A 26187-nucleotide genomic window follows, 5' to 3' on the forward strand; every position below is an offset into this window, starting at 1 on the left:
CATTGCACTGAACGAGCGGGCCGACGTCGTCCCCGGGTTTCACTCGACGATCTGAGGACGGTAACTGGTGTACTTCCAGCCCCCTTACGGCGCCTCTGGCGCATACCCCCCGAAGCAGGGCATGTACAACCCGGCGTTCGAGAAGGACGCCTGCGGCCTGGCCATGGTCGCCACCCTGCGCGGCGAAGCCGGGCACGACATCATCGCGTTGGCCCTCCAGGCGCTGCGCAACCTGGAGCACCGCGGAGCCATCGGCTCCGACGCCGGAACCGGAGACGGTGCGGGCATCCTCACCCAGATGCCCGACGCATTCCTGCGCGCCGTGGTCGGCTTCGAGCTCCCGCCGGTCGGCGAGTACGCCGCCGGGCTGGCGTTCCTGCCTCGCGATTCGAGCGAGCGCCGCCAGCAGAAGGCCGGGATCGAGAAGATCGCCCGCTCGGAAGGACTCCGCGTCCTCGGCTGGCGTGATGTCCCCACGGCCAACGAGAACCTCGGCAAGCTCGCCGATGAGGCGCGTCCCGCGTTCGAGCAGCTCTTCGTGAGCGCCGGGGGAGCGAGCCACTCCGACGCACCGTTGACGGGCATCGCCCTCGACCGTGTCGCCTACCGCCTGCGCAAGCGCGCCGGGCACGAACTCGGCGCCTACTTCGTCTCGCTCTCCGCCCGCACCCTCGGCTACAAGGGCATGGTCACCACGCTGCAGCTCGAGCCGTTCTATCCGGACCTGCAGGACGAGCGCTTCGCCTCCGAGCTCGCGGTCGTCCACTCCCGATACTCGACCAACACGTTCCCGTCGTGGCCGCTCGCGCAGCCGCTGCGCATGCTCGCGCACAACGGCGAGATCAACACCGTCGGCGGGAACCGCAACTGGATGCGCGCACGCCAGTCGCAGCTGGAGTCGGAGCTGCTCGGCGACGTCGCCCCGCTGCTGCCGATCTGCACGGACGGCGCCAGCGACTCCGCCTCGTTCGACGAGGTCCTGGAGCTGCTCACACTCACCGGTCGGAGCCTGCCGCACGCCATCATGATGATGGTCCCGGAGGCCTACGAGAAGCAGACCGACATCTCGCCCGAACTGCGCTCGTTCTACGAGTACCACTCCAACCAGATGGAACCGTGGGACGGCCCTGCCGCGCTCATCTTCACGGACGGCACGCTCGTCGGCGCGACGCTCGATCGCAACGGTCTCCGCCCCGGGCGATGGACGGAGACGACCGACGGTCTGGTCGTGATCGGCTCCGAGACCGGTGTGCTGCAGTTCGAGCCGGAGCGCATCAAGCGTCGCGGTCGGCTGCAGCCGGGCAAGATGTTCCTCGTCGACACGGCGCAGCGGCGCATCGTCGAAGACAGCGAGATCAAGAACGACCTCGCCACCATGCACCCCTGGCAGGAGTGGCTGGACGCCGGCGCCGTCCGTCTCGCCGAGTTGCCGGAGCGCGAGCACATCGTGCACCCTCCGGCGTCGATCACCCGCCGCCAGCGGACCTTCGGGTACACCGAGGAAGAGGTCCGCATCCTGCTCACGCCGATGGGGCAGACCGGTGTCGAACCGCTCGGGGCCATGGGATCCGACACGCCGATCGCCGTGCTGAGCAAGCGTCCGCGCCTGCTCTTCGACTACTTCACGCAGCAGTTCGCACAGGTGACCAATCCACCGCTCGACTCGATCCGGGAAGAGGTCGTCACGAGTCTCAAGCTGGGCCTCGGGCCGGAGAGCAATCTGCTCTCCTGGGGTCCGGAGCACACGCGTACCGTGTCGCTCGATTTCCCGGTCATCGACAACGACGAGCTCGCGAAGATCCGTCACATCGACAAGGCGATGCCCGGCCGGTCGAGCGTGACCATCCGCGGCCTCTACCACTTCGATGCAGGCCCTCAGACGCTGCAGGACCGTCTGACGGAGATGTGCCAAGAGGTCGACGAGGCGATCGAGAACGGCGCGGAGTTCATCATCCTGTCCGACCGCGACTCGAACAAGGACCTCACCCCGATCCCGTCGTTGCTGATGGTGTCGGCGATCCACCACCACCTCATCCGCCGTGAGAACCGCATGAAGGTCGGTCTCATCGTCGAAGCCGGTGACGTCCGTGAAGTGCACCACGTCGCGACGCTGATCGGCTACGGCGCTTCCGCGGTGAACCCGTACCTCGCGATGGAGACGGTCGAGCACCTGGTGCGCACCGGCTACATCAACGGGATCACGCCCGAGAAGGCGGTGAAGAACCTGATCTACGCCCTCGGCAAGGGTGTGCTCAAGATCATGTCGAAGATGGGCATCTCGACCGTGTCGTCCTATGCCGGCGCTCAGGTGTTCGAAGCGGTCGGTCTCAGCCAGGAGTTCATCGACGCGTACTTCACGCGCACCGAGTCCAAGCTCGGCGGCGTCGGCATCGAGGAGATCTTCGCCGAGAACCAGGCGCGCCATGACTATGCCTACCCGGAGGACGCGGCAGCGCGTGCGCACGAGCGCCTGTGGACAGGCGGCGAGTACCAGTGGCGTCGGGACGGGTCTCCGCACCTGTTCAACCCGGAGACGGTGTTCAAGCTGCAGCACTCGACCCGCACCCGTCGCTACGACATCTTCCGTGAGTACACGAAGCTCGTCGACGAGCAGGCGGCGGAGCTGAAGACGCTCCGCGGACTGTTCACGCTACGCACCGGCACGCGCAAGCCCGTCCCGCTGGACGAGGTCGAGCCCGTGTCCGCGATCGTCAAGAGGTTCTCCACGGGGGCGATGAGCTACGGCTCAATCTCGAGGGAGGCTCACGAGACGCTCGCGATCGCCATGAACAGGATCGGCGGGAAGTCGAACACCGGTGAAGGCGGCGAGGATCCTGATCGTCTGGTCGACCCGGAACGCCGGAGTGCGATCAAGCAGGTCGCCTCCGGACGATTCGGCGTGACCAGCCTCTATCTGACCGAGGCGGACGACATCCAGATCAAGCTCGCTCAGGGCGCGAAGCCGGGCGAGGGAGGACAGCTGCCGCCGACCAAGGTCTACCCGTGGGTCGCCCGCACCCGTCATGCGACCGCGGGCGTCGGTCTCATCTCGCCACCACCGCACCACGACATCTACTCGATCGAGGACCTCAAGCAGCTCATCTTCGACCTGAAGCGAGCGAACCCCGAGGCGCGCATCCACACCAAGCTGGTGAGCCAGTCCGGCATCGGTGCGGTGTCGGCGGGTGTCGCCAAGGCTCTGAGCGATGTGATCCTCGTCTCCGGCCACGACGGCGGAACCGGAGCGAGCCCGTTGAATTCGCTCAAGCACGCCGGCACGCCGTGGGAACTCGGCCTCGCCGAGACCCAGCAGACGCTCATGCTCAACGGCATGCGGGACCGCGTCGTGGTGCAGGTCGATGGACAGCTCAAGACCGGCCGTGACGTCATCATCGGCGCGCTGCTGGGCGCGGAGGAGTTCGGTTTCGCCACGGCGCCCCTCGTGGTCAGCGGCTGCATCATGATGCGGGTCTGCCATCTCGACACCTGCCCGGTCGGCGTCGCGACCCAGAACCCGGTGCTGCGCGAGCGCTTCACGGGAAAGCCGGAGTTCGTCGTGAACTTCATGGAGTTCATCGCTGAGGAAGTGCGCGAACTCCTCGCCGAACTCGGCTACCGCTCGCTCGACGAGGTGATCGGACGCGCCGATCTCATCGAGGTGAACGCCGCCGTGGAGCACTGGAAGGCAGAGGGCCTCGACCTGACGCCCGTGCTCGAAGGCCCGGCCTTCCCGGCAGGAGAGCCGCGTCGCAGCGGTCGCGCCCAGGATCACGAACTCGACAAGCACTTCGACGTGCAGCTCATCGACATCGCGAAGGGGGCGCTGCTCAACGGCGAGCCCGTCGTGGCGGAGCTGCCCATCGCGAACACCGAGCGTGCCGTCGGGACGATGCTGGGTCACCAGGTCACGTCGCGCCACGGCGCCGCCGGCTTGCCCGAGGGAACCATCGATGTCACGCTGCACGGCACCGCCGGGCAGTCGCTCGGCGCGTTCCTGCCGCCGGGCATCGTGCTCCGGCTCGAGGGCGATGCGAACGACTACGTCGGCAAGGGGTTGTCCGGGGGTGACATCACCATCCGCCCGCCGCGGGGCTCCGCCATCGCTCCGGAGGACAATGTGATCGCCGGCAACGTGATCGGCTACGGTGCGACATCGGGGACGATGTTCATCTCCGGCGTCGTCGGCGAACGCTTCCTCGTGCGCAACTCGGGCGCGACGGCCGTCGTCGAGGGCGTGGGCGACCACGCGCTCGAGTACATGACGGGTGGTCTGGCTGTGATCCTCGGATCGACCGGACGCAACTTCGGCGCCGGCATGTCCGGGGGTGTCGCCTACGTGCATGCCCTCGACACCAGCAAGGTGAACGCCCAGTCGCTCGGCAGCGGAGAGCTGCTGCTCGAGCCACTGGATCGCGCCGATCTCGAGGTTCTGCGCAGCCTCCTGGTCACGCACGCCGAACGCACGGCCTCGCCGCGCGCCTCCGCACTCCTCGAGAACTTCGAGGAGGTCGCGGCGGAGTTCGTGAAGGTTCTTCCCCGTGACTTCGCCGCGGTGCGGAGCATGCGCGAAGAAGCACTGGCCGAGGGGATCGACCCCGACGGCGACATCGTATGGAACCGCATCCTGGAGGTGACCGGTGGCTGACCCCAAAGGCTTTCTGAAGGTGACCGAGCGGGAACTTCCCGCACGACGTCCGGTGCCTGTGCGCATCATGGACTGGAAAGAGGTCTACGAGCCGGGCGACAAGCAGGTTCTGCGTCGCCAGGCCGGTCGCTGCATGGACTGCGGTGTGCCGTTCTGTCATCAGGGATGCCCGCTCGGCAACCTGATCCCCGAGTGGAACGACCTCACCTGGCGCGGTGAGGGCCGCGCGGCGATCGAGCGCCTGCACGCCACGAACAACTTCCCGGAGTTCACGGGGCGGCTGTGCCCCGCGCCCTGCGAGAGCTCGTGCGTGCTCGGCATCAACCAGCCGGCGGTCACGATCAAGCAGATCGAGGTCTCGATCATCGATGAGGCCTTCGCGAAGGGGTGGGTCGAGCCGGAGCCGCCCGAGCGACTCACGGGAAAGACGGTCGCCGTCGTCGGATCGGGCCCCGCGGGTCTCGCCGCCGCCCAGCAGCTCACCCGAGCCGGGCACACGGTCGCGGTCTTCGAACGGGACGACCGCATCGGCGGCCTGCTGCGCTACGGCATCCCGGACTTCAAGATGGAGAAGTCGCAGCTCGAGTCGCGACTTCGTCAGATGCAGGAGGAGGGCACGCGCTTCCGTGCAGGCGTGGAGATCGGCAAGGACATCTCCTGGCCGGACCTGCGCGCGCGCTACGACGCCGTCGTCATCGCGACCGGGTCCACGGTTCCGCGCGACCTCGCCGTCCCCGGCCGTGACCTCGACGGCGTGCACTTCGCCATGGAGTACCTGGTCGAGTCGAACCACGCGGTCGCGGGCGACAAGGTCACCGACCAGATCAGTGCCGAGGGCAAGCACGTCATCGTCATCGGTGGCGGAGACACCGGCGCGGACTGCATCGGGACCGCGCACCGCCAGGGCGCGCTCAGCGTCACCAACCTGGCGATCGGCAAGCAGCCCGGCGACGTCCGTCCGGACCACCAGCCGTGGCCGATGATGCCGACGCTCTTCGAGGTGTCCTCCGCGCACGAAGAAGGCGGCGAGCGGGTGTACCTCGCGTCCACCGTCGAGTTCCTCGGCAACGAGGTCGGCGAAGTCCGTGCGCTGCGCGTGGCCGAGACCGAGTACATCGACGGTCGTCGCGTGCCCAAGAGCGGCACCGAACGTGAGATCCCCGCGGATCTCGTGCTCATCGCGATGGGCTTCACCGGGCCCGAGCAGGAGGGGTACACCGAGGACACGCTTCCCCAGGTCACCGACCGCGGTGCCTTCCGTCGTGACTCGTCGTACGAGTCCACCGTCCCCGGAGTGTTCGTCGCCGGCGACGCCGGTCGCGGTCAGTCGCTCATCGTATGGGCCATCGCCGAGGGCCGCGCGGCCGCTGCGAACGTCGATCGCTTCCTCATGGGCACCACCGTTCTTCCCGAGCCGGTGCGCCCGAGTGATGTCGCGATCGGTCTCCAGCCCGCGTAGGCTGAGGCGGGCACCGTCGCCTGATTTACATCCCCCATTTCTACCCTGGAGTATCTGTTGAGACGCGCGAAAATCGTCGCCACCTTGGGCCCCGCAACTTCCACGTATGAGACGGTGCGCGCACTGATCGATGCGGGGGTGGACGTCGCGCGACTGAACCTCAGCCACGGCGACTACTCGGTCCACGAGAACAACTACGCGAACGTACGTCGCGCCGCAGAGGATGCCGGTCGTGCCGTCGCGATCCTCGTCGACCTGCAGGGACCGAAGATCCGTCTCGGGAAGTTCGAGGACGGGCCGTACGAGCTCGCCAAGGGCGACATCTTCAAGATCACGACCGAAGACATCATCGGTAACAAGGACATCTGCGGAACGACCTTCAAGGGTCTCCCGCAGGACGTCAAGCCGGGTGACTTCCTGCTGATCGACGACGGCAAGGTCCGTGTCGAGGTCGTCGAGAGCGACGGTGTCACGGTGACCACCAAGGTCATCGTCGCCGGTGCTGTCTCCAACAACAAGGGCATCAACCTTCCCGGCGTCGCCGTCAACGTTCCCGCTCTCAGCGAGAAGGACGAAGACGACCTGCGTTGGGGCCTGCGCATCGGCGCCGACCTGATCGCGCTGTCGTTCGTCCGCAATGCGGCCGACGTGACCCGCGTGCACGAGATCATGGCTGAGGAGGGCGTCAAGGTCCCCGTGATCGCCAAGGTCGAGAAGCCGCAGGCCGTCGATGCCCTCGAAGAGATCGTCGATGCGTTCGACGCGATCATGGTCGCCCGCGGCGATCTCGGTGTCGAGCTTCCTCTCGAAGCGGTGCCGATCGTCCAGAAGCGTGCTGTCGAGATCGCCCGCCGGATGGCGAAGCCCGTGATCGTCGCGACGCAGATGCTCGAGTCGATGATCAGCAGCCCCGTCCCGACGCGTGCCGAGACCTCGGACGTCGCCAACGCCGTCCTCGACGGCGCGGACGCGGTCATGCTCTCGGGCGAGACGAGTGTGGGCGACTATCCGGTCGTGGTGGTCGAGACCATGGCGCGGATCATCGCCTCCACGGAGGAGCACGGCCTCGAGCGCATCCTGCCGCTGACGACCAAGCCCCGCACACAGGGTGGTGCGATCACTCTCGCCGCTCTCGAGGTCGCGGAGTTCGTCGAGGCGAAGTTCCTCTGCGTGTTCACCCAGTCTGGGGACTCCGCTCGTCGTCTCTCGCGTCTGCGCTCACGCATCCCGATGATCGCGTTCACCCCGGAGCCGGGGATCCGTCGCCGCATGGCTTTGACCTGGGGGATCCGCTCCACCCTGGTCGACATGGTTCAGCACACCGATCTGATGTATCACCAGGTGGACGAATATCTGCTCGGCAACGGGCTCGCTCAAGAGGGGGACAAGGTCGTCGTGATCTCCGGTTCCCCTCCCGGAATCGTCGGTTCCACGAACGACCTTCGCGTGCACAAGGTCGGCGATGCGATCCGCGGGGCCGCGCCGATCTACAAGGCCGGCGTCTGACACAGCGCATCGAGGGGGCGGAGCTTCGGCTTCGCCCCCTCTGTCGTGCGATCCGGTAGTTTTCCCTCATGGGCCGGTATCGTCTTCCGAGGAGCACGTCATCGGCGCGCTGACGAAGGCGGGATGGTGGTGCGCCGATTACGCGTACGCGGGGCTCTGGCAGTTGCGCGCGATGTTCGATCGGACGGATCCAGCGTCTTTCGCCTCCGGAACCGCTGCAAGGATCGTCGTTCTCCCGGGCGTGTACGAGACCTGGAAGTTCCTGCAACCGCTCGTGACAGCGATGCACGATCGAGGCCATCCGGTCCAGGTCGTCGACACCCTCCATCGCAATCGAAGACCGGTCGTGGACATGGCGCGGAGCGTCAGCGACTTCCTGGAATCCCAGGACCTCACCGACGTGATCCTGGTCGCCCACAGCAAGGGCGGGCTCGCCGGGAAGCTGGTCATGACGGGGCCTGCGGCCGGTCGTGTGCGCTCGATGCTCGCGATCGCGACGCCGTTCGGCGGTTCGAGCTATGCCCGGCTGATGCTCTCGCGGACCCTGCGCGAGTTCGCTCCGGACGCCCCGGGCATCGTGAGCCTCGCACAGCGACGGTCGGTCAACGATCGGATCGTGTCGATCTTCGCCGAGTTCGACCCTCACATCCCGGAAGGGAGTGAGCTCGTCGGCGCGAAGAACGTCCGCCTCGACACCGGAGGTCATTTCCGGATACTGGCGCATCCGCGGGTGCTCGCCGAGCTGGCAGTGCTCGCCGAGCAGCCCTCCTGAGAGATCTCGATCAAACGGTGCCGGCGGTGGGACTCGAACCCACACGCCCTCTCGGACAAAGCATTTTGAGTGCTCCGCGTCTGCCATTCCGCCACGCCGGCTCGTGTGTCGCGTCTACGACTTTAGCGCAGGGCGGGACTCGGATTCTCCGCACCGGCAGCCTGAGGCCTGCGAACAGGGGCTCTCTACTAGGATGGTGGTGTGACAGAGCAAGAAGAGCAGGCTGAGCAGCCCACGTCATCCGCACCCCGACGCGTCGTCGTCGCTGAAGACGAGTCGCTGATCCGTCTCGACATCGTCGAGATCCTTCGTGACAACGGCTTCGACGTCGTGGGCGAGGCAGGGGACGGAGAGACCGCGGTCGCGCTGGCGACAGAGCTCCGCCCGGACCTCGTCATCATGGACGTCAAGATGCCTCAGCTCGACGGCATCAGCGCCGCGGAGAAGCTGCACAAGGGCAACATCGCGCCGGTCGTCCTGCTCACGGCTTTCAGCCAGAAGGAACTGGTCGAACGGGCGAGCGAGGCCGGTGCTCTCGCGTATGTCGTGAAGCCCTTCACCCCGAACGACCTGCTGCCCGCGATCGAGATCGCGCTGGCCCGCCACGAGCAGATCATCACGCTCGAGGCCGAGGTCGCCGACATGGTCGAGCGCTTCGAGACCCGCAAGCTCGTCGACCGAGCCAAGGGCCTGCTCAACGAGAAGATGGGCCTGAGCGAACCCGAGGCCTTCCGCTGGATTCAGAAGGCGTCCATGGACCGCCGACTGACGATGCAAGACGTCGCCAAGGCGATCATCGAACAGCTCGCCCCCAAGAAGTAGCGGTGGCCGCCGGCGCGATCCGGCTCGACGCCGAGCACATCCTGCGTCCGGTGCAGGTGGGGGATGGGCCTGCGCTCGCGCGCGCGTATCTCGTGAACCGCGAGCACCTGGCGCCGTGGGAGCCGACGCGATCGGAAGCGTTCTTCACCGTCGCCGCGCAGGAGCAGCATGCGCGACAGTGCGTCGAGGACGCGGACGCCGGTCGCAGCATCCGTTTCGTCATCGAATCCGAGGACGGGGAGATCCGCGGCCGGATGAACATCAACAACATCGTCCGGGGTGCGTTCTGGAGCGCCGACCTCGGCTACTGGGTCGATGCCAAACGGCTGCGTCGCGGGCTCGCCGGCCGCGCCGTGGCTCAGCTCGCGGAGTACTCACGCACGCAGCTGCGCCTTCACCGGCTCCAGGCGGCCACCCTGCTCCACAATCTCGGCTCCCAGCGGGTCCTGCTCGGCAACGGCTTCGAGCGCATCGGGATGGCACCGAAGTACCTCCGCATCGCGGGGGAGTGGCAGGACCACGTTCTCTTCCAGCGACTGCTCGAGGAACCGCTCAGCTCGCGGCGGGAAGGTCCTTGATCATGTTGGTGATGCGGATCGTGGAGCAGCGGCGGCCCTGATCATCGGTGACGACGATCTCGTGCACGGTGATGCTGCGCCCCAGGTGCACCGGTGTGCAGACCCCCGTGACGACGCCCGACGTCGCCGATCGGGTGTGCGTCGCGTTGATGTCGACGCCGACGGCGAGTCGGCCGACGCCGGCGTGGAGATTCGCCGCCATCGATCCGAGGGACTCCCCGAGCACCACATAGGCACCGCCGTGCATGAGTCCGACGGGCTGGGTGTTGCCTTCGACGGGCATGGTCGCCACACAACGGTCGATGGTGAACTCGACGAACTCCATGCCCATCTTCTCGGCCAGGGCGCCCATTCCGCGGGCCGTGGCCCAGTCGAGTCCCTCGCTCGTCGCGACGTCGCTCATGCATCCTCCTCAGCGGGTGTCTGTCCTCCTCGTTAGGCTGACAGGGTGACGGACTCCGCAAAGCCTACCCTCATGGTCGTCGACGGCCACTCGCTCGCCTACCGCGCCTTCTTCGCGCTCCCGGTCGACAACTTCACCACCAAGGACAATCAGCACACCAACGGCATCTACGGCTTCCTGTCGATGCTGGTGAACCTCATCAAGGCCGAGCAGCCGACGCACCTCGCGATCGCCTTCGACACCTCGCGTCATTCGTTCCGCACCGAGGAGTACCCGGAGTACAAAGCCACGCGCTCCGAGTCGCCGCAGGAGTTCAAGGGTCAGATCCCTCTCCTGCAGGACTGCCTCACCGCCATGTCCATTCCGGTTCTGACGAAGGAGGGGATCGAAGCCGACGACATCCTCGCGACGCTCGCCTCCCAGGGCGTCGAGCAGGGCTTCGATGTGCTCGTCGTCTCTGGAGACCGCGACACCATCCAGCTCGTGAACGACGACGTAACGCTGCTCTACCCCTCGGTGCAGGGTGTCTCGCAACTCAAGCGCTACGACCCGACGACCGTGCAGGAGCGTTATGGAGTCCGTCCCGAACAGTACCCCGACATCGCGGCCCTGGTCGGCGAGACCAGCGACAACCTCCCCGGCGTGCCGAAGGTCGGAGAGAAGACGGCGGTCAAGTGGCTCACGCAGTTCGGATCGCTCGATGAGCTGATCGCCCGCGCCGATGAGATCAAGGGAGTGGTCGGCGGCAACCTGCGCGACCACATCGACGATGTCCGTCGGAACCGCAAGCTGAACCGACTCCTCACCGACGTCGAACTCCCGGTGGGGCCTTCCGACCTGGCGGTGGTACCGATCGACGCGCAGGCTGTGCGCGACATCTTCGCCCGGCTCGAGTTCCGCACGCTGCTGCCGCGGGTGTTCGAGGCCGTCGGAGCCGGAGAGGTGGCCGACGACCCGGCATCGGTCGTCGTCGTACCCGCACCCGTCGAGGTGACGCCCGCCGAGCTGGCAGCCTGGGCAGCCGCACAGGAGGGTGGTGTCTCCCTTCGAATCATGACTCAGGGTGGTGTCCCCACGCGGATCGGGGCCGCCACCCTCACCGACCTCCGCGAATCGGAGTGGACGGAGGAACCCGTAGACGGGCTGCGCGAATGGATCGAATCCGACGCGCCGAAGGTCCTGCACGACGCGAAGCCCCAGGTCAAGGCTCTGATCCGACAGGGAATCCGTCTCCGTGGCCTTGCCTACGACACGAGCCTGGCCGGCTGGCTGCTGCGACCGAGCTTCCCGGACAAGACCCTCTCGGATCTGGTCGAGCGCTATCTGGGCGAAAAGCTGCCCGAAGCCGACCCGTCCCAGCTGGTGCCGGAGACCGAGGGAGCCACGCCGTCTCAGGAGGCCTGGTTCGCGTTGCGCGTCGCCGATGCGCTGCGCGAAGACATCCCCGAGTCGGTCGCCGCTGTCCTGGTCGACATCGAGCTGCCGACCCTGCTCACACTCGCCGACATGGAGGTCGCAGGCGTCGCGGTCTCACACGAGGTGCTGTCCACGTTCTCCGGAGAGCTCGCCGCCCGCGCCGAGGGCCTTGCGCAGGAGGCGTTCTCGGTCGTCGGTCGCGAGTTCAACCTCGGCTCGCCCAAGCAGCTGCAGGAGGTCCTGTTCGACGACCTGCAGCTGCCGAAGACGCGCAAGACCAAGACCGGCTACTCGACCGACGCCGCCGTGCTGGCAGACCTCCAGGAGAGCAACCCGCACCCGTTCCTCAGCCTGTTGCTGCAGCACCGTGAGGCCACCAAGCTTCGTCAGATCATCGAGTCCCTCGACACCGCGATCGGCGACGATCACCGTGTGCACACGACGTATGTGCAGACGGGGAGCCAGACCGGACGACTCTCCAGCACTGATCCCAATCTGCAGAACATCCCGGTGCGCACGGAGGAGTCACGCCGTATCCGCAGCGCGTTCGAAGTCGGCCAGGGGTATGAGGCTCTCTTGACAGCCGACTACTCACAGATCGAGATGCGGATCATGGCCCACCTCTCCGGCGACGAGGGGCTGATCGAGGCGTTCAACAGCGGCGAAGACCTGCACCGGTTCGTCGGAGCGCGCGTGTTCGGGGTGGAGCCGAGCGAGGTGTCGTCAGCGATGCGCACAAAGGTGAAGGCGATGTCCTACGGTCTCGTCTACGGGCTGTCGGCGTTCGGTCTCTCCAAGCAGTTGCGCATCGAGCAGTCCGAGGCCAAGCAGCTGATGGTGGAGTACTTCGCACGATTCGGTGCGGTTCGCGACTACCTGCGCGCCTCGGTCATGAAGGCGAAAGAGGTCGGCTACACCGAGACGATCTTCGGTCGTCGTCGGCCGTTCCCTGATCTCGCAAGCCCCAATCGCGTTCTTCGGGAGAACGCCGAACGTGCCGCTCTCAACGCGCCGATCCAGGGGAGCGCAGCCGACATCATGAAGATCGCGCTGCTCCACATCCACGATGACCTTCGCTCCCAGCAGCTCTCCTCGCGCGTGCTGCTTCAGATCCATGACGAACTCGTCGTCGAGGTGGCCCCGGGGGAGTGGGACGCCACGGAGCAGATCGTGCGCGCGCGGATGGGCGATGCAGCGCAACTCTCGGTGCCGCTCGACGTTCAGGTCGGGCGCGGCCGTGATTGGAACGAAGCCGCGCACTGACCTCAGCCATGGGAACGGGCCGGGGCTAGGCTGGCAGTTATGACTTCAGCTCCCCGCACCCCTTCCGCCATCGACGCCGTCGCCGATGAATGGGTCGACACGATCGCGGTTCTGGCACCCACTCTCGGCACCTACATCGGGCGTGACGAGGTGAACGACCGCTTCGGCGACCTGAGTCCTGCGGGGCACGAAGAGATCGCCGCGGCGACGCGCGCGACGTTGGACAAGCTCTCGACACTCGAGCCTGTGGACGCGATCGACGAGGTGACGAAGACCGACCTCGGCGCCGAACTCCGGCTCGACCTCGAGCTGCACGACGCGAAGTGGCACCTGCGCGATCTCAATGTGATCGCCTCTGCCGCGCAGGATGTGCGCGCGGCATTCGATCTCATGCCCACCGCGACGGTGCAGGACTGGGACGTGATCGCGACCCGCCTCGCAGCCGTGCCCGATGCCCTCCGCGGTTACGTCGAGACCCTCAGAACGGGTATCGCGGAAGGCATCGTCCCGGCGCGCCGGCAGGTGACCGAGGTGGCGACGCAGATCGGCCGCTACACAGCCGATGACGGCTTCTTCGCCGCCTTCGTCGCGAACGCGGACCCCGAGGAAGGCCAGCTGCCGGCTTCTCTCGCTCGCACCCTCGCCGACAACTCGGCGGCCGCGCGCGTCGCCTACGACGAGCTGCGCCGTTTCCTCGCGGAGGAGCTTGCTCCCGCTGCAGGCGACGGGGACGCGGTGGGTCGTGACCTCTACGCGCTCAACTCGCGTCGCTTCCTCGGGGCGACCATCGACCTGGACGAGACCTACGAGTGGGGCCGCGAAGAGCTCGCGCGCATGGTCGAAGAGCAGACAGCGATCGCGAACGAGATCCTTCCCGGTGCGTCCGTCGAGGAAGCGGTCGCGCATCTGGAAGCCGACCCGGCTCGCAAGCTCGTCGGCACCGATGCTCTCCAGAGGTGGATGCAGGAGACGAGTGACCGTGCGGTCGCGGAACTCGGTGTCTCGCACTTCGATATTCCTGAAGCCATCCGCACGCTCGAGTGCATGATCGCCCCCACGCAGGAGGGCGGGATCTACTACACCGGCCCGACCGACGACTTCTCTCGTCCTGGACGCATGTGGTGGTCCGTGCCCGAGGGGGTCACCGAGTTCGACACCTGGCGGGAGCTCACCACGGTCTTCCACGAGGGCGTGCCGGGTCACCATCTGCAGATCGCACAGGCGGTGTACAACCGGGCCGAGCTCAACTCGTGGCGCCGTCTGCTCGCAGGTACCTCGGGCCATGCCGAGGGTTGGGCTCTGTACGCTGAGCGCCTGATGGAGCAGCTCGGCTACCTCGACGACCCTGCCGACCGGCTCGGCATGCTCGACGGACAGCGGATGCGGGCAGCCCGCGTGGTCCTCGACATCGGTGTGCACCTGGGCAAGCCGCGTCTCGACGGCACCGGTGTGTGGGACGCGGAGTACGCGCTCGACTTCATGCGCCAGAACGTGAACATGTCAGATCAGTTCGTGCAGTTCGAGGTGAACCGCTACTTGGGTTGGCCGGGCCAGGCACCGTCGTACAAGGTCGGTCAGCGCATCTGGGAGCAGGTGCGTGACGGCGTCCGCACCGCTGAGGGGGAGGCCTTCTCGTTCAAGGAGTTCCACAAGAAGGCCCTCGACCTCGGTGGCGTCGGCCTCGACACGCTGCGCAGTGCTCTGCTCCCACACTGACGGGAATGCGGTGCAGCCGGAGAGTGTTCATTCACCTGAATAGAAAGGGATGACATGGGCATCGAATTCGGACTGGACACCTTCGGCGACATCACGCGGAACGCGGACGGGGAGCTTCTCACCGGGGCGCAGACGATCCGCAACGTCGTGGAGCAGGCGGAGCTCGCTGACACAGTCGGAGTGGACTTCTTCGGGGTGGGGGAGCACCACCGCGAGGAGTTCGCGGTGTCCGCGCCGGAGATGGTGCTGGCTGCGATCGCGGCCCGCACAGAGCGCATTCGTCTCGGCACGGCGGTGACCGTCCTGTCGTCCGATGACCCCGTCCGCGTGTTCGAGCGCTTCTCGACGTTGGACGCTCTCTCGAACGGCCGGGCAGAGGTCGTCCTCGGTCGAGGGTCGTTCATCGAGTCTTTCCCGCTCTTCGGCTACGACCTGCGGGACTACGACGCACTGTTCGAGCAGAAGCTCGAGTTGTTCGTCGAGCTCCTCAAGGAGAAGCCCGTGACGTGGTCGGGCACCATGCGCGCTTCCCTGGAGAACGCGAACGTGTTCCCCAAGACCGAGAAGGGCCTTCGCACCTGGGTGGGCGTGGGCGGAAGCCCCGAATCCGTCGTGCGGGTCGCCCGTCACGGTCTCGGTCTGATGCTCGCGATCATCGGCGGGCCGGCGGCGCGATTCAAGCCGTTCGTCGACCTCTACCATCGCTCCGTGACGTCGTTCGGAACCACCTCGCACCCCGTCTCCGTGCACTCGCCCGGCCATATCGCCGAGACGGACGCAGAGGCCTGGGACGCCGCCTACTCGGGGTTCGAAGCGATGAACAACACCATCGGCCGCGAGCGCGGCTGGCCCGCGTACAGCCGCGCCCGTTTCCAGAACGACGTCGGACCGGAAGGAGCCATCTACGCAGGCTCGCCGGATCGGGTCGCCGCGAAGATCGCAGAGACGGTCACCACTCTCGGCCTCGGGCGGTTCGACCTGAAGTACGCCACCGGCACCCTCTCGCACGAGTCGATGATGCGCAGCATCGAGCTGTACGGGACAGAAGTGATCCCGCGTGTGAAGCGGATCCTCGACGCGCAGGACTGACGCCATCACGCTCAGGACATCGGGTACTCGGCTCTACGATGAAGGACATGGCCAACACCGCCCTGCCGGGCCGCTCATCGCTGGCTGAGCGCCTGGACGTCCTGCCGTTCACACGTCGACACTTCCGCCTGCTGACGGGGTCAGGGGTCGGTTGGGCGTTGGACGCGATGGACGTCGGCCTGATCTCCTTCATTCTCGCAGCGCTCACGCAGCAGTGGGGACTGACCAAGAGCGAAGCCGGCTGGATCGCCTCGGTCGGATTCATCGGCATGGCACTCGGTGCAACGCTCGGCGGCCTCCTCGCCGATCGTTTCGGCCGGCGGCAGGTGTTCGCGCTCACGCTTCTCGTATACGGCATCGCGACCGGAGCCAGTGCGCTCGTCGGAGGGCTCGTGGCACTCCTGGTCCTGCGGTTCCTGGTGGGACTCGGCCTCGGCGCAGAGCTGCCAGTGGCGTCGACCTACGTGAGCGAGTTCGCTCCGGCGCGGATCCGCGGACGCCTGATCGTTGTCCTGGAGGCATTCTGGGCACTCGGCTGGACCGCTGCGGCGGTGATCGGCTTCCTCGTCATCCCGGCCTTTGATGACGGATGGCGCTGGGCCTTCGCGCTGGGCGCCATCCCTGCGGTGTACGCACTCTTCGTGCGCTGGCGCATGCCGGAGTCGCCCCGCTGGCTCGCCTCGCGAGGACGCATCGCGGAGGCGGACCGCATCGTCTCGGCCTTCGAGGCCGACGCCGGCGTGGGAGGCGTCCCCGCGATCCGGAAGGAGCCTGCCTCCCGTGCGATCGCGGTCACAGCACGGGCGCGGCTGACGACGCTCTGGAGTTCCGAGTTCCGCCTGCGCACCCTTTGTCTGTGGGTCGTGTGGTTGGGTGTGAACTTCGCGTATTACGGAGCTTTCATCTGGATCCCGAGCATTCTGGTGGATGCCGGGTTCGACCTGGTGCGCTCGTTCGGGTTCACCCTGATCATCACCCTGGCCCAGCTCCCGGGGTACGCCGTCGCGGCGTGGCTGATCGAGGTGTGGGGGCGACGGTCGACACTGTCGGTGTTCCTTCTCGGCTCGGCCGTCTCGGCCGTGATCTTCGGCACGGCGACGACAGAGGGGGCGATCATCGCGGCCGGCATGGCGCTGTCCTTCTTCAATCTGGGCGCGTGGGGTGCGCTCTACGCGGTGACCCCCGAGATCTACCCGACGTCGTTGCGGGGCACAGGAGCGGGCTGGGCGGCCGGTGTGGGTCGCATCGCGTCGATCGTGGCGCCGCTCGCGGTTCCCGTGCTGCTGGTCGCCGGGGGAGCGCCGCTGCTGTTCGCAGTCTTCGGGGCGTGCTTCTTCGGAGCGGCGGCCGCTGCCTGGGGACTCGTGGATCGACGCGGACGGGCGCTCGACGACCGCTGACACCCGGTGTCGCCGACCCGCAATAGGCTGGGACGATGGCAGAGGTTCGGTTCGTGGCGATCGGCGACTCATTCACCGAGGGTGTCGGTGACGTCCTCCCGGATGGGCGGGAGCGCGGCTGGGCGGACCTCGCTGCACAAGGATGGGCTGATGCCGCCGGCCACCCGATCCAGTATGCGAACCTCGCGATCCGTGGCAAGCTGGCCTGGCCGATCGTCGAACAGCAGCTGGAGCCGGCGCTCGCGCTCCGCCCGACCCACCTCTCTTTCAACGGTGGTGGCAACGATATGCTGCGACCGCGCACGGACGTCGAGCACATCGACGATGCCTTCAGCCGGGTGCTGCGCCGATGCGACGAGGAGGGCGTGACCATGATCCTGCTCTCCGGTGCCAACCCGAGCGGTCAGCTACCGATGGGTTCCCTCGTCCAGCGCAGGGGAGACCTGCTCTCCCACGCGGTGCTCCGGCGCATCGAAGGGCGCCCCGACGTGATCCGGGCGCTCAACTGGCCGGATCGTGAACTGTCTCGCGGCGCCTATTGGGCCGACGACCGGCTGCACATGAACGCGGCCGGCCATCACCGCGTCGCGGCCAGGGTGCTCCATGCACTCGGGTTCGAGCCTCCGGAGTCTTGGTGGGCGCCGAGCGATTGCATGGGCGCTGGACCATCGGGTTTCGCGTACTACCGCGAGTTCGTCGGCCCCTGGGTGCGCCGTCGAGTGACGCGCACCTCGTCCGGCGACGGTCGGACGGCGAAATACCCGTCCTGGGTCGAACGGGTTCCCTCGTGAGTCGGCGGAGCGACTCGGCGTGACGGACATAGAGCTCGCGCAGATCCCCGCCGGGGTCCTGACCCTGCACGATGCACGACGCGGTGAGCATCGCGAGGTGACGCTCGAACCATTCGAGATCGGTGTGTATCCGGTGACGGAGGCGCAGCTCACGGAAGTGATGGGCATTCCGATGCGGCACCCGCGGCGCCCCGCATCCGACGTGAGCTGGTTGCGCGCCGTCCACTTCTGCAACGCTGCATCCGAATGGGAAGGACTGGATAGGGTCTATTTGTTCGACGGCGAGGAGGTCTCCTGGGACACGACTGCTGACGGGTACCGGCTCCCCACCGAGTCGGAATGGGAGTTCGCGTGTCGGGCAGGTTCGACCGGTCTGCACTACGCGCCACTCGCCGATGCGGCGTGGACGAATGCCGACGGTGTCTCGTCGCCGCAGGATGTCGGCGGGAAGCTCCCGAACCTCCACGGTCTCTTTGACACCCTCGGCAACGTGTGGGAGTGGTGCTGGGACCTGCTGGATCCTGCCCGCTATGACGACTACCGCGTCTTCCGCGGTGGAGGATTCGCCGACGATGCGTGGAGCGTCCGAGCCTCTGTCCGCCGTGGGGGAGCGCCACGGATGCATCATGAAGACGTCGGACTCCGGCTCGCTCGAGGAGCATTCGACACGGTCGATCAGGCACAGGGCTGGTCGGCGCAGGCCGATCGCGAGCGCGCCGTGCAGGACGGACCGCTCCCTTCGGGTTGGACGCCGCGAGGACGGTGACTTGTCGCTCGCGGGTTCCGGGGGAGGCGCTGCGAGGATCTTCACACTCAGATTTCTCCCGAGGCCCACACGGGTGGAAAACTGGATCCATGGCATCCGCATACTCCGTCATCGTCTCCCAGGGCCGCGTCGCCGATCGCACGGACGGAGCGCTCGTGGGTGCGCGACGCGTGGGCGAGGCGGTGTCGACGCTGCTCGCGATCGAATCGCGGATCATCGGCACTCCGTCGCCGAGCGCGATCGACGATTGGTCGGTGGCGCTTCCCGCGGCGGAGGCGACACTGAGCGGATTGCGCACTGCCGTGAAGGATGCCCTCGCGACGGGCACGACGCCGCTTCTGATCACCAACACCTGCGCGGCGAGCCTCGGCACCTTGCCGGCGGCGGCCGCGCATCATCCCGAGGCCGTCGTGCTCTGGATCGATGCGCACGGCGACTTCAACACCCCGGACACGACCGAATCCGGATACCTGGGGGGAATGGTCTTGGCCGCCGCGTGCGGCCTCTGGGAGAGCGGCCACGGCGCCGGTCTCGACCCGAAACAGGTGCTGGTGGTCGGGGGCCGAGACATCGACGCTACGGAGGGGCAACTGCTCGCCGATGCCGGCGTCACCGTCATCCCCCCGTCGGGGAGCACACCCGAGCGCATCCTCGAGTGGGTCGCCGGACGCCCGGTGTGGATCCACGTCGACTGGGATGTCCTCGAACCCGGCTACATCCCGGCCGCGTATCGTGTCGGGGGAGGATTGCTGCCGCACCAGATCGCCGCCATCTTCGCGGCTCTGCCGTCGGACTCCGTGCGGGGGATCGAACTCGCGGAGTTCGAAGCCGGCGACGCTGACGTACCGGAGCATGTCAGCGTCGAGCTGATCGTGGAAACACTCCAGCACCTGCTGTGATGAGTCGGACTCAGCGCCGGCGATCCGGGTCGAGGCCCATGCGGATCCGAGTGCGTTTGCGTTCGATCACGATGAAGGTCGTCCCGATGATCCACAGCGGGATCGGCATCAGGAAGGCGATCCGGAAGGCCTCGAGCGTGTAGGTTTCGGGAGTACCGGCGCCCTGCACGTCGAGCGCAAGACCGATGAGGAAGATCGCGATCAATGCCGCGATGAAGCCTCCGGCGTTCGTGACTCCTGTCGCGGTGCTCAGACGATGACTCGGATTGTGCGTCCGCGCGTGATCAAAGGCGATCATCGAAGCGGGGCCGCCGGTGGCGAGAGCGACTGCCAGTGCGTAGAGGAGCCAGAAAGGCGCCGACCCGGGGAGGGTGATGACTACGATCCACGCAGCCATCTGCACTCCGACGGCGGGAAGTACGAGCGCGAGGGAGCGGTGGTTCGGATGCCGGCGTGACAGGTCGCCGATGATCGGCCCGAGAAACATTCCCGCAACGACATATACAGAGATTATTCCGGCCGCATGCGCCGTATCGAGGCCTTCGCCCGCGGTGAGGAAGGGCATGCCCCACAGCAAGACGAAGGCTGTACCCGCGAATGGCGTGGTGAAATGCGACCAGAAGGCGAGTCTGGTGCCGGGGTGCGCCCATGCCGCGCGTATGCCGACACCGGTATCTATCGCGGACGTGACGACCCGGACCACGCCCGTATCCGTGTTGACCGTGACGTCCGCACCCCGCTCAGGGGGGTGGTTGCGGATGACCAACGCCACGAGGATCGCGAAAAGGAGCCCGAGTCCCGCGATGCTTCCGAATGTGATGCTCCAGGTCGTCGCATGGAGCAGAGCCGCGAGCGGGACCAACGCGACCAACTGGCCTGCTTGTCCGATGATCCCGGTGAACTGCACCATGAGCGGTCCGCGCTGCGCGGGAAACCAGGTCGCGACGAGCCGCAGCACGGCCGGGAAGATCGCGGCATCGCCGGCGCCGAGCAGAACACGAGCGAAGATCGCGATCCCGATGTTCGGGGACAGCGCCATCGTCAATTGACCAGCCGCCATCAACAGCATTCCGACCGTCATGATCGGGCGTGATCCGAAGCGATCGAGGAGCACCCCGACAGGAATCTGCATTCCGCCGTAGACGGCGAGCTGCACCACGGCGAACAGGGCGAGCGTTGACGCGTCGGCGTGGAAGCGGTCCGCTGCTTCGACGCCGACGGCGCCGAGGGATGTGCGATTCGTGATGGCGAGCACATAGGCCGCGACACCGACGGACCAGATGATCCATGCGCGGAACCCCGGCGTCGATACGGGGGAGGGGGAGAGCGGCGGCACGCCTCCACGCTACTCTTCTGTCGTCGCGCTTCAGCGCCGTCGGAGCGCTGTCGGTGATGGTGGCTACGGTGGCGTCATGACAGGATCACCTCTGCACCATTCACTCGACTACATCGAGCTCGTCGTCACCGATCTGGAGAAGTCGAAGGACTTCTTCCGTGAGGCCTTCGGATGGGGCTTCCACGACTACGGCCCCGGATACGCAGGGATCGTTTCGCCGCGCGACGACGGCAATGAAGCCGGTGGACTGATGCTCGCGGATGAACCGCGGCCGGTCGGTGGTCCTCTGGTGCTCCTCTACTCCGAAGACCTCGACGCCACGCAGGCTGCAATCGAGAGAGCCGGCGGCACGATCCTCCAGGCGCCGTACGCGTTCCCCGGTGGACGACGTCTCCACTTCGCGGACCCGACGGGCAACGAGCTCGGCGTCTGGTCCACACAGTAGGCGCTCCGCGGAGGCGCACAGGGCACTGCGCCCCAGACGCTACGGGGCGTCTAACGGGGGAGTTCGAGCTCCCGCGCCCGTTGGAGCAACGAGCGGAACCTCGCGAGGTCAAGGTCGTCGATGGATCGGAAGGTGATCGCCGCGGCGCCGACCTTTACCCTCCCGAGCTGATGCGCGTGCGCACGCACGAGGTACTCGTCGTTCTCGGCCGCGTTCACGTAGACCGACAAGTGGTTCTTCTGCTCCGCGAGCCCTACAAGGAACCAGTCGACGTCTCCACCCCGAGGGCGGGGCTGAGCAATCATGCCGTAGCCAACGATCGCCTGCTCCGTACCGCCCCACATCTTTCCTCGCCACAGCACACGTTCTAAACCGGACAGCGCTTCACGGATGATCTCATCCAAGCGAACGAGTTCTTCGGCGCGTGACGCCGCCATGAGGAACGCATCCACGTCATCTGTCACTCTGTCCACGATCGGAGCCTATCGGGCGCGAGATCACGAGACACGTGGAGTCACCGCCGGGGGGAGTCATCCGCCGCAGCGGGAGAAGGGGCCGGACTGACTCGACCTGACATAATGTGCATTATCGGATACTTCTTCCAACGTGATGACGGTCCATGGGAGCTCGCCCCCGAACAGATACACGGTGAAGAAGGCAGCGCGACGCATGAAACGCGAGGTTTGGCAGATTGCGCGCCTGCGCACGAAGGTCCGGGTGGTCACGACGTACTCGGCCACCCGGACCAGGTCAACGACGTCGTGCCCGCCGCCACATGGCGATGAACCCTTTTCCGGATGGCTGGCTCACCACGAGTGTCCTGTGGCAGCTATAGCGCCATGTCGGCACCGACACCGATTCACAGGCGGCACAGCCTCGGGCGGACCGAGTTCGCGTCTTGCTCAGACTCCGACGTACTCCGCGAGGTGCTCCCCCGTGAGCGTCGACTTTTGGGATACCAAATCACCCGGGGCTCCTTCGAAGACGATCTTCCCGCCGTCATGGCCTGCACCCGGGCCGATGTCGATGATCCAGTCCGCGTGTGCCATGACCGCCTGATGGTGTTCGATCACGATCACTGTCTTCCCCGCGTCGACGAGTCGATCGAGCAGGCCCAGGATCTTGTCCACGTCGGCGAGGTGCAGACCCGTCGTGGGTTCGTCGAGCACGTAGACATCGCCCTTCTCCCCCATCTGGATCGCGAGCTTGAGACGCTGGCGCTCGCCACCCGAGAGCGTCGAGAGCGGTTGACCGAGTGACAGATAGCCAAGACCCACGTCTTCCATGCGCGCGAGGATGGCTGCTGCGGCGGGCAGCTTCGCCTCGCCGTCGCCGAAGAAGAGGCGCGCTTCGGCGACCGGCAGATCGAGCACTTCGGTGATGTCCTTGCCCGCGAGCTTGTACTCCAGCACTCCTGCCTGGAAGCGCTTGCCGCCGCAGTCCTCGCACGGCGTCTCGATCGTGTCCATGAAGCCGAGCTCGGTGATGATGACCCCCGCACCCTTGCACGACGGACAGGCGCCTTCGGAGTTCGCGCTGAACAGAGCCGGCTTCACACCGTTCGCTTTCGCGAACGCCTTTCGGATCGGCTCGAGGAGGCCTGTATAGGTGGCGGGGTTGCTTCGGCGGGAGCCCTTGATGGCGGCCTGGTCGATCGCGACGACACCTTCTCGATTGGACACGGAACCATGGATGAGCGAGCTCTTTCCCGAACCGGCCACGCCGGTCACGACCGTGAGGACTCCGGTCGGGATATCGACATCGACATCCTGCAGGTTGTTCGCCGAGGCGCCGCGCACCTCGATCATTCCCGTCGCGGTACGCACCTCGTCCTTCAGCTTCGCGCGATCCTCGAGATGGTCTCCGGTCTTCGTCCCGCTCGCTTTCAACCCCTCGACCGAACCCTCATAGCAGATCTCCCCACCCGCGCTTCCGGCTCCCGGCCCCAGATCCACGACGTGATCGCCGATCGCGATGGTCTCGGGCTTGTGCTCGACGACGAGTACGGTGTTGCCTTTGTCGCGCAGTTGACGCAGGAGGCCGTTCATCCGCTGGATGTCATGCGGGTGCAGGCCGATCGTCGGCTCATCGAACACGTAGGTGATATCCGTGAGCGAGGAACCGAGATGCCGCAGCATCTTGATTCGCTGCGCCTCTCCCCCGGACAGCGTGCCGGACGGACGTTCGAGACTGAGATACCCCAGTCCCAGCGTCACGAAAGCGTCGAGGTTGGCGCTGAGCGCCTGCAACAGCGGTCCCGCACCGGGGAGGTCACGGCCTCGCACCCACTCGGCGAGGTCCGTCACCTGCATACGACACGCGTCGGCGATGCTGACACCATCGATCTTCGAGGAGCGCGCGCCCTCCGTGAGTCGCGTGCCGTCGCACTCCGGACAGACCGCAAAGGTGGCGACGCGTTCGACGAACGCCCGGATATGCGGCTGGAGAGCCTCGAGATCCTTCGAGAGCATCGACTTGGTGATCTTCGGGATCAGACCTTCGTAGGTCATGTTGATCCCAGAGATCTTCACCTTCGTCACCTCGCCGTAGAGGAAGAGATGCCTTTGCTTCTCCGTGAACTCGGCGATCGGCTTGTCGGACGGGTAGAACCCGGACTGAGAGAAGCCCTTGACCATCCATCCGTCGGCGGTGTAGCCGGGCACCATGATGGCGCCTTCGTCCAGCGACTTCGATTCGTCGACGATCTGGGCGAGATCGAGATCGGAGACCGCTCCCCTCCCCTCGCAACGCGGACACATGCCGCCCAGATAGATCGCGTCCTTCACGATCTTCTTCTCGCCGCCGGGTCCCGTCATCACGCCGCTGGCCTTCTGCGTCGGAATGTTGAACGAGAATGCCGTCGGTCCCCCGATGTAGGGCTGTCCGAGCTTGCTGAACAGGATGCGCAGCATCGCGTTCGCGTCGGTGACCGTGCCGACCGTCGAGCGCGGATTCGCCCCGAGTCGTTCCTGATCGACGATGATCGCCGTGGTCAGACCTTCCAGGACGTCGACATCGGGGCGTGGCACGGACGGCATGAACCCCTGCACGAACGCGCTGTACGTCTCATCGATCATCCGACGAGACTCCGCCGCGATCGTGTCGAAGACGAGGGAGCTCTTCCCGGACCCCGACACACCCGTGAACACCGTGAGGCGTCGCTTGGGAATATCGACGCTGACATCCTTCAGGTTGTTCTCGCGCGCTCCCTGAACGCGGATCAGGTCGTGCGTATCGGCGGGGTGCTCGGCGGTCATCGGCGTCCTTCGTCGGTTCGGTGGAGTGTTCAGACGGACTGGTTGATACGGAGCAGGTTGCCCGCCGGATCACGGAAAGCGCAGTCGCGGACGCCGTACGGCTGGTCCATGGGCTCCTGCACGACGTCCGCCCCGCTTTCGACGAGACGTTCGAAGAGCGCGTCGAGATCATCGCTCGCGAGGGTGAGAGCGGCAAAGCTGCCCTTGGCGATCAACTCGAGGATCGTCTGGCGCTCGGCGTCGGTGATCCCGGGATCCGTTGCCGGCGGATGGAGCACGATCGAGGTCTCGGGCTGCCCTTTCGGGCCGACCGTGAGCCAGCGGAGACCGTCGTAGCCGACATCGTTTCGCACCTCGAACCCGAGTGCGTCCCGGTAGAAGTCGAGCGCAGCATCGGCATCGGTGTGCGGGAGGAAGGCATAGTGAATGCTGATGTTCATGGTCTTCACGTTAGATGGGCATCGATGCGTGGCGCTTCTTGATTCCTGATCGGTCGCGTGACGTGCTTGGCCTGGAACGAGGGAATCCCTTCGACAGTGGCTGCCCGTTCACGGTACACGCGGGGTGAGACACCGACGAGCTCGGAGAACCTGGTGCTGAACGTGCCGAGCGACGAGCATCCGACTTCGAAGCACACCTCGGTCACCGTCAGATCCCCGCGACGCAGAAGCGCCATCGCCCGCTCGATCCGTCTCGTCATCAGGTACGAGTAAGGGGACTCGCCGTACGCATCCCGGAAACACCGGCTCAAGTGGCCGGCCGACATGTGGACGCCTCTGGCCAGTGCCTCCACATCGAGGGGCTTGGCATACTCCCGGTCGATGCGATCCCGCACCCTTCGCATCACCGTGAGCTCACGCACGCGCGCGTCATCCAGGCCCGTCACGAGTCGATCTTGCCACGACCCCGCGTGTCGTGGTGTGACAGAAAGAAACGCGGAACGCGACTCCTCCCCCTCTGGGGCGGTGAGAGCGCTAACCTGAGGAGGCATCCTCACAGGATCTTCTCAGAAAGGGGTCCCCCACCATGTCTGAACCACTCACCGAGGCGAAGTCGCTGTTCAAGTCGATTCGCATCTCTCTCGCAGTCGCAGGTGTTCTCGCGCTCATCGCCGGAATCGTCCTCCTCGTCTGGCCGGTGAAGTCCGCGGTCATCGTGACGGCGATCTTCGCCTCCTACCTCGTCATCGCCGGGCTGGTCTATATCGGTCTCGGGATCTTCTCCAGCGCCAAGGGCGGGTGGGCGCGCGTAGGGCACATCGTCCTCGGACTGCTCTACGTCGCGGCCGGCATCATCGCGTTCTTCAACTTGAACGCGGCCGCCGCCACGCTCGCGTTCGTGGTCGTGATCTTCATCGGCATCAGCTGGATCGTCGACGGAGTCGTAGCCTTGACGCTCCTGGGCAGCGATGGATCGCGTGTCTGGACCGTTCTCTACGCGCTCTTGAGCATCGTCGCCGGAATCATCGTTCTGTTCTCGCCCCTGATCGCAGGTTTCGCCTTCTGGCTGCTGCTCGGCATTTCGCTGATCGTTCTCGGCATCATCCAGATCGTGCGTGCGTTCACGCTCGGCAAGGACGAGAAGGAGTATGTGGCCGCTGTCCAAGGCGACACCGCCAGCTGAC

21 protein-coding genes and 1 tRNA gene are annotated in these 26187 nt (G+C 66.2%); 15 read left to right on the forward strand and 7 right to left on the reverse strand.

Annotated features, from left to right (window positions below; genetic code table 11):
• Positions 1 to 121: 121 nt before the first annotated feature.
• From gltB to LC041_RS11305, 4 genes are all read left to right on the forward strand, one after another.
• Positions 122 to 4645, forward strand: coding sequence for a glutamate synthase large subunit (gene gltB / locus LC041_RS11290; RefSeq protein WP_226533310.1), 4524 nt, complete (start codon positions 122 to 124; stop codon positions 4643 to 4645).
• The gene (locus LC041_RS11295) at positions 4638 to 6104 is read left to right on the forward strand and encodes a glutamate synthase subunit beta (protein ID WP_226533181.1); all 1467 of its coding nucleotides are present in this window, start codon (positions 4638 to 4640) and stop codon (positions 6102 to 6104) included. Before gltB ends, LC041_RS11295 begins: the two co-directional genes overlap by 8 nt.
• A 57-nt stretch (positions 6105 to 6161) precedes the next feature.
• Entirely contained in the window at positions 6162 to 7610 is a 1449-nt protein-coding gene (pyk, locus tag LC041_RS11300) for a pyruvate kinase (protein ID WP_226533182.1), read from the forward strand.
• Between the two features lie 241 nt (positions 7611 to 7851).
• Positions 7852 to 8382: an esterase/lipase family protein gene (locus LC041_RS11305; RefSeq protein ID WP_308012772.1), complete on the forward strand. Its 531-nt coding sequence runs from the start codon at positions 7852 to 7854 to the stop codon at positions 8380 to 8382.
• Positions 8383 to 8400: 18 nt separating this feature from the next.
• Here the strand turns inward: LC041_RS11305 and LC041_RS11310 are convergent.
• A tRNA-Leu gene (locus tag LC041_RS11310) sits at positions 8401 to 8483 on the reverse strand.
• 100 nt (positions 8484 to 8583) lie between these two features.
• Between LC041_RS11310 and LC041_RS11315 the strand changes: the two genes are divergently transcribed.
• Positions 8584 to 9204 (forward strand): ANTAR domain-containing response regulator, encoded by a 621-nt coding sequence (locus tag LC041_RS11315; RefSeq protein ID WP_017830602.1) that lies wholly within the window; start codon positions 8584 to 8586, stop codon positions 9202 to 9204.
• 2 nt (positions 9205 to 9206) lie between these two features.
• A complete protein-coding gene (locus LC041_RS11320) occupies positions 9207 to 9782 on the forward strand; it encodes a GNAT family N-acetyltransferase (protein WP_226533184.1) in 576 nt (191 codons plus the stop codon).
• On the opposite strand, the gene LC041_RS11325 is transcribed toward LC041_RS11320, so the two are convergent.
• Positions 9757 to 10185, reverse strand: coding sequence for a hotdog fold thioesterase (locus LC041_RS11325; RefSeq protein WP_226533185.1), 429 nt, complete (start codon positions 10183 to 10185; stop codon positions 9757 to 9759). The two genes, LC041_RS11320 and LC041_RS11325, sit on opposite strands and share 26 nt — an antisense overlap.
• Positions 10186 to 10230: 45 nt before the next feature.
• Between LC041_RS11325 and polA the strand changes: the two genes are divergently transcribed.
• The 7 genes from polA (at position 10231) to LC041_RS11360 (ending at position 19525) form a co-directional block, all read left to right on the forward strand.
• On the forward strand, positions 10231 to 12864 hold the full coding sequence (gene polA / locus LC041_RS11330; protein WP_226533186.1) for a DNA polymerase I: 2634 nt from the start codon (positions 10231 to 10233) through the stop codon (positions 12862 to 12864).
• A gap of 39 nt (positions 12865 to 12903) precedes the next feature.
• Positions 12904 to 14580 carry a DUF885 domain-containing protein gene (locus LC041_RS11335; protein ID WP_226533187.1) on the forward strand — a complete coding sequence of 559 codons (1677 nt, stop codon included), beginning with the start codon at positions 12904 to 12906 and terminating at the stop codon, positions 14578 to 14580.
• A 54-nt stretch (positions 14581 to 14634) separates the two neighbouring features.
• The gene (locus tag LC041_RS11340; RefSeq protein ID WP_226533188.1) at positions 14635 to 15669 is read left to right on the forward strand and encodes an LLM class flavin-dependent oxidoreductase; all 1035 of its coding nucleotides are present in this window, start codon (positions 14635 to 14637) and stop codon (positions 15667 to 15669) included.
• Positions 15670 to 15716: 47 nt separating this feature from the next.
• Positions 15717 to 17069, forward strand: a complete 1353-nt coding sequence (locus LC041_RS11345) for an MFS transporter (RefSeq protein WP_226533189.1) — start codon at positions 15717 to 15719, stop codon at positions 17067 to 17069.
• 35 nt (positions 17070 to 17104) lie between these two features.
• Positions 17105 to 17860 carry an SGNH/GDSL hydrolase family protein gene (locus LC041_RS11350; protein WP_226533190.1) on the forward strand — a complete coding sequence of 252 codons (756 nt, stop codon included), beginning with the start codon at positions 17105 to 17107 and terminating at the stop codon, positions 17858 to 17860.
• Positions 17861 to 17879: 19 nt separating this feature from the next.
• The gene (locus LC041_RS11355; protein WP_226533191.1) at positions 17880 to 18626 is read left to right on the forward strand and encodes a formylglycine-generating enzyme family protein; all 747 of its coding nucleotides are present in this window, start codon (positions 17880 to 17882) and stop codon (positions 18624 to 18626) included.
• Between the two features lie 89 nt (positions 18627 to 18715).
• The gene (locus tag LC041_RS11360; RefSeq protein ID WP_226533192.1) at positions 18716 to 19525 is read left to right on the forward strand and encodes an arginase family protein; all 810 of its coding nucleotides are present in this window, start codon (positions 18716 to 18718) and stop codon (positions 19523 to 19525) included.
• Between the two features lie 10 nt (positions 19526 to 19535).
• Here the strand turns inward: LC041_RS11360 and LC041_RS11365 are convergent, their stop codons facing one another.
• The gene (locus LC041_RS11365; protein WP_226533193.1) at positions 19536 to 20861 is read right to left on the reverse strand and encodes an MFS transporter; all 1326 of its coding nucleotides are present in this window, start codon (positions 20859 to 20861) and stop codon (positions 19536 to 19538) included.
• A gap of 76 nt (positions 20862 to 20937) precedes the next feature.
• Between LC041_RS11365 and LC041_RS11370 the strand changes: the two genes are divergently transcribed.
• Entirely contained in the window at positions 20938 to 21306 is a 369-nt protein-coding gene (locus tag LC041_RS11370; protein WP_226533194.1) for a VOC family protein, read from the forward strand.
• Between the two features lie 50 nt (positions 21307 to 21356).
• Here LC041_RS11370 and LC041_RS11375 read toward each other — a convergent pair whose 3' ends face one another.
• The 4 genes from LC041_RS11375 to LC041_RS11390 all read right to left on the reverse strand — a co-directional run bounded on the left by LC041_RS11375 (position 21357) and on the right by LC041_RS11390 (position 25407).
• The gene (locus LC041_RS11375) at positions 21357 to 21779 is read right to left on the reverse strand and encodes a DUF1801 domain-containing protein (RefSeq protein WP_226533195.1); all 423 of its coding nucleotides are present in this window, start codon (positions 21777 to 21779) and stop codon (positions 21357 to 21359) included.
• 429 nt (positions 21780 to 22208) lie between these two features.
• Entirely contained in the window at positions 22209 to 24563 is a 2355-nt protein-coding gene (locus LC041_RS11380; protein ID WP_226533196.1) for an ATP-binding cassette domain-containing protein, read from the reverse strand.
• Positions 24564 to 24592: 29 nt separating this feature from the next.
• Positions 24593 to 25003 (reverse strand): VOC family protein, encoded by a 411-nt coding sequence (locus LC041_RS11385; RefSeq protein ID WP_226533197.1) that lies wholly within the window; start codon positions 25001 to 25003, stop codon positions 24593 to 24595.
• A gap of 5 nt (positions 25004 to 25008) precedes the next feature.
• On the reverse strand, positions 25009 to 25407 hold the full coding sequence (locus tag LC041_RS11390; protein ID WP_226533311.1) for a helix-turn-helix transcriptional regulator: 399 nt from the start codon (positions 25405 to 25407) through the stop codon (positions 25009 to 25011).
• A 182-nt stretch (positions 25408 to 25589) separates the two neighbouring features.
• Between LC041_RS11390 and LC041_RS11395 the strand changes: the two genes are divergently transcribed.
• On the forward strand, positions 25590 to 26186 hold the full coding sequence (locus LC041_RS11395; protein WP_226533198.1) for an HdeD family acid-resistance protein: 597 nt from the start codon (positions 25590 to 25592) through the stop codon (positions 26184 to 26186).
• Position 26187: the final 1 nt, after the last annotated feature.

It is taken from the genome of Microbacterium paraoxydans (assembly GCF_020524545.1).
Taxonomy (GTDB): domain Bacteria; phylum Actinomycetota; class Actinomycetes; order Actinomycetales; family Microbacteriaceae; genus Microbacterium; species Microbacterium paraoxydans_C.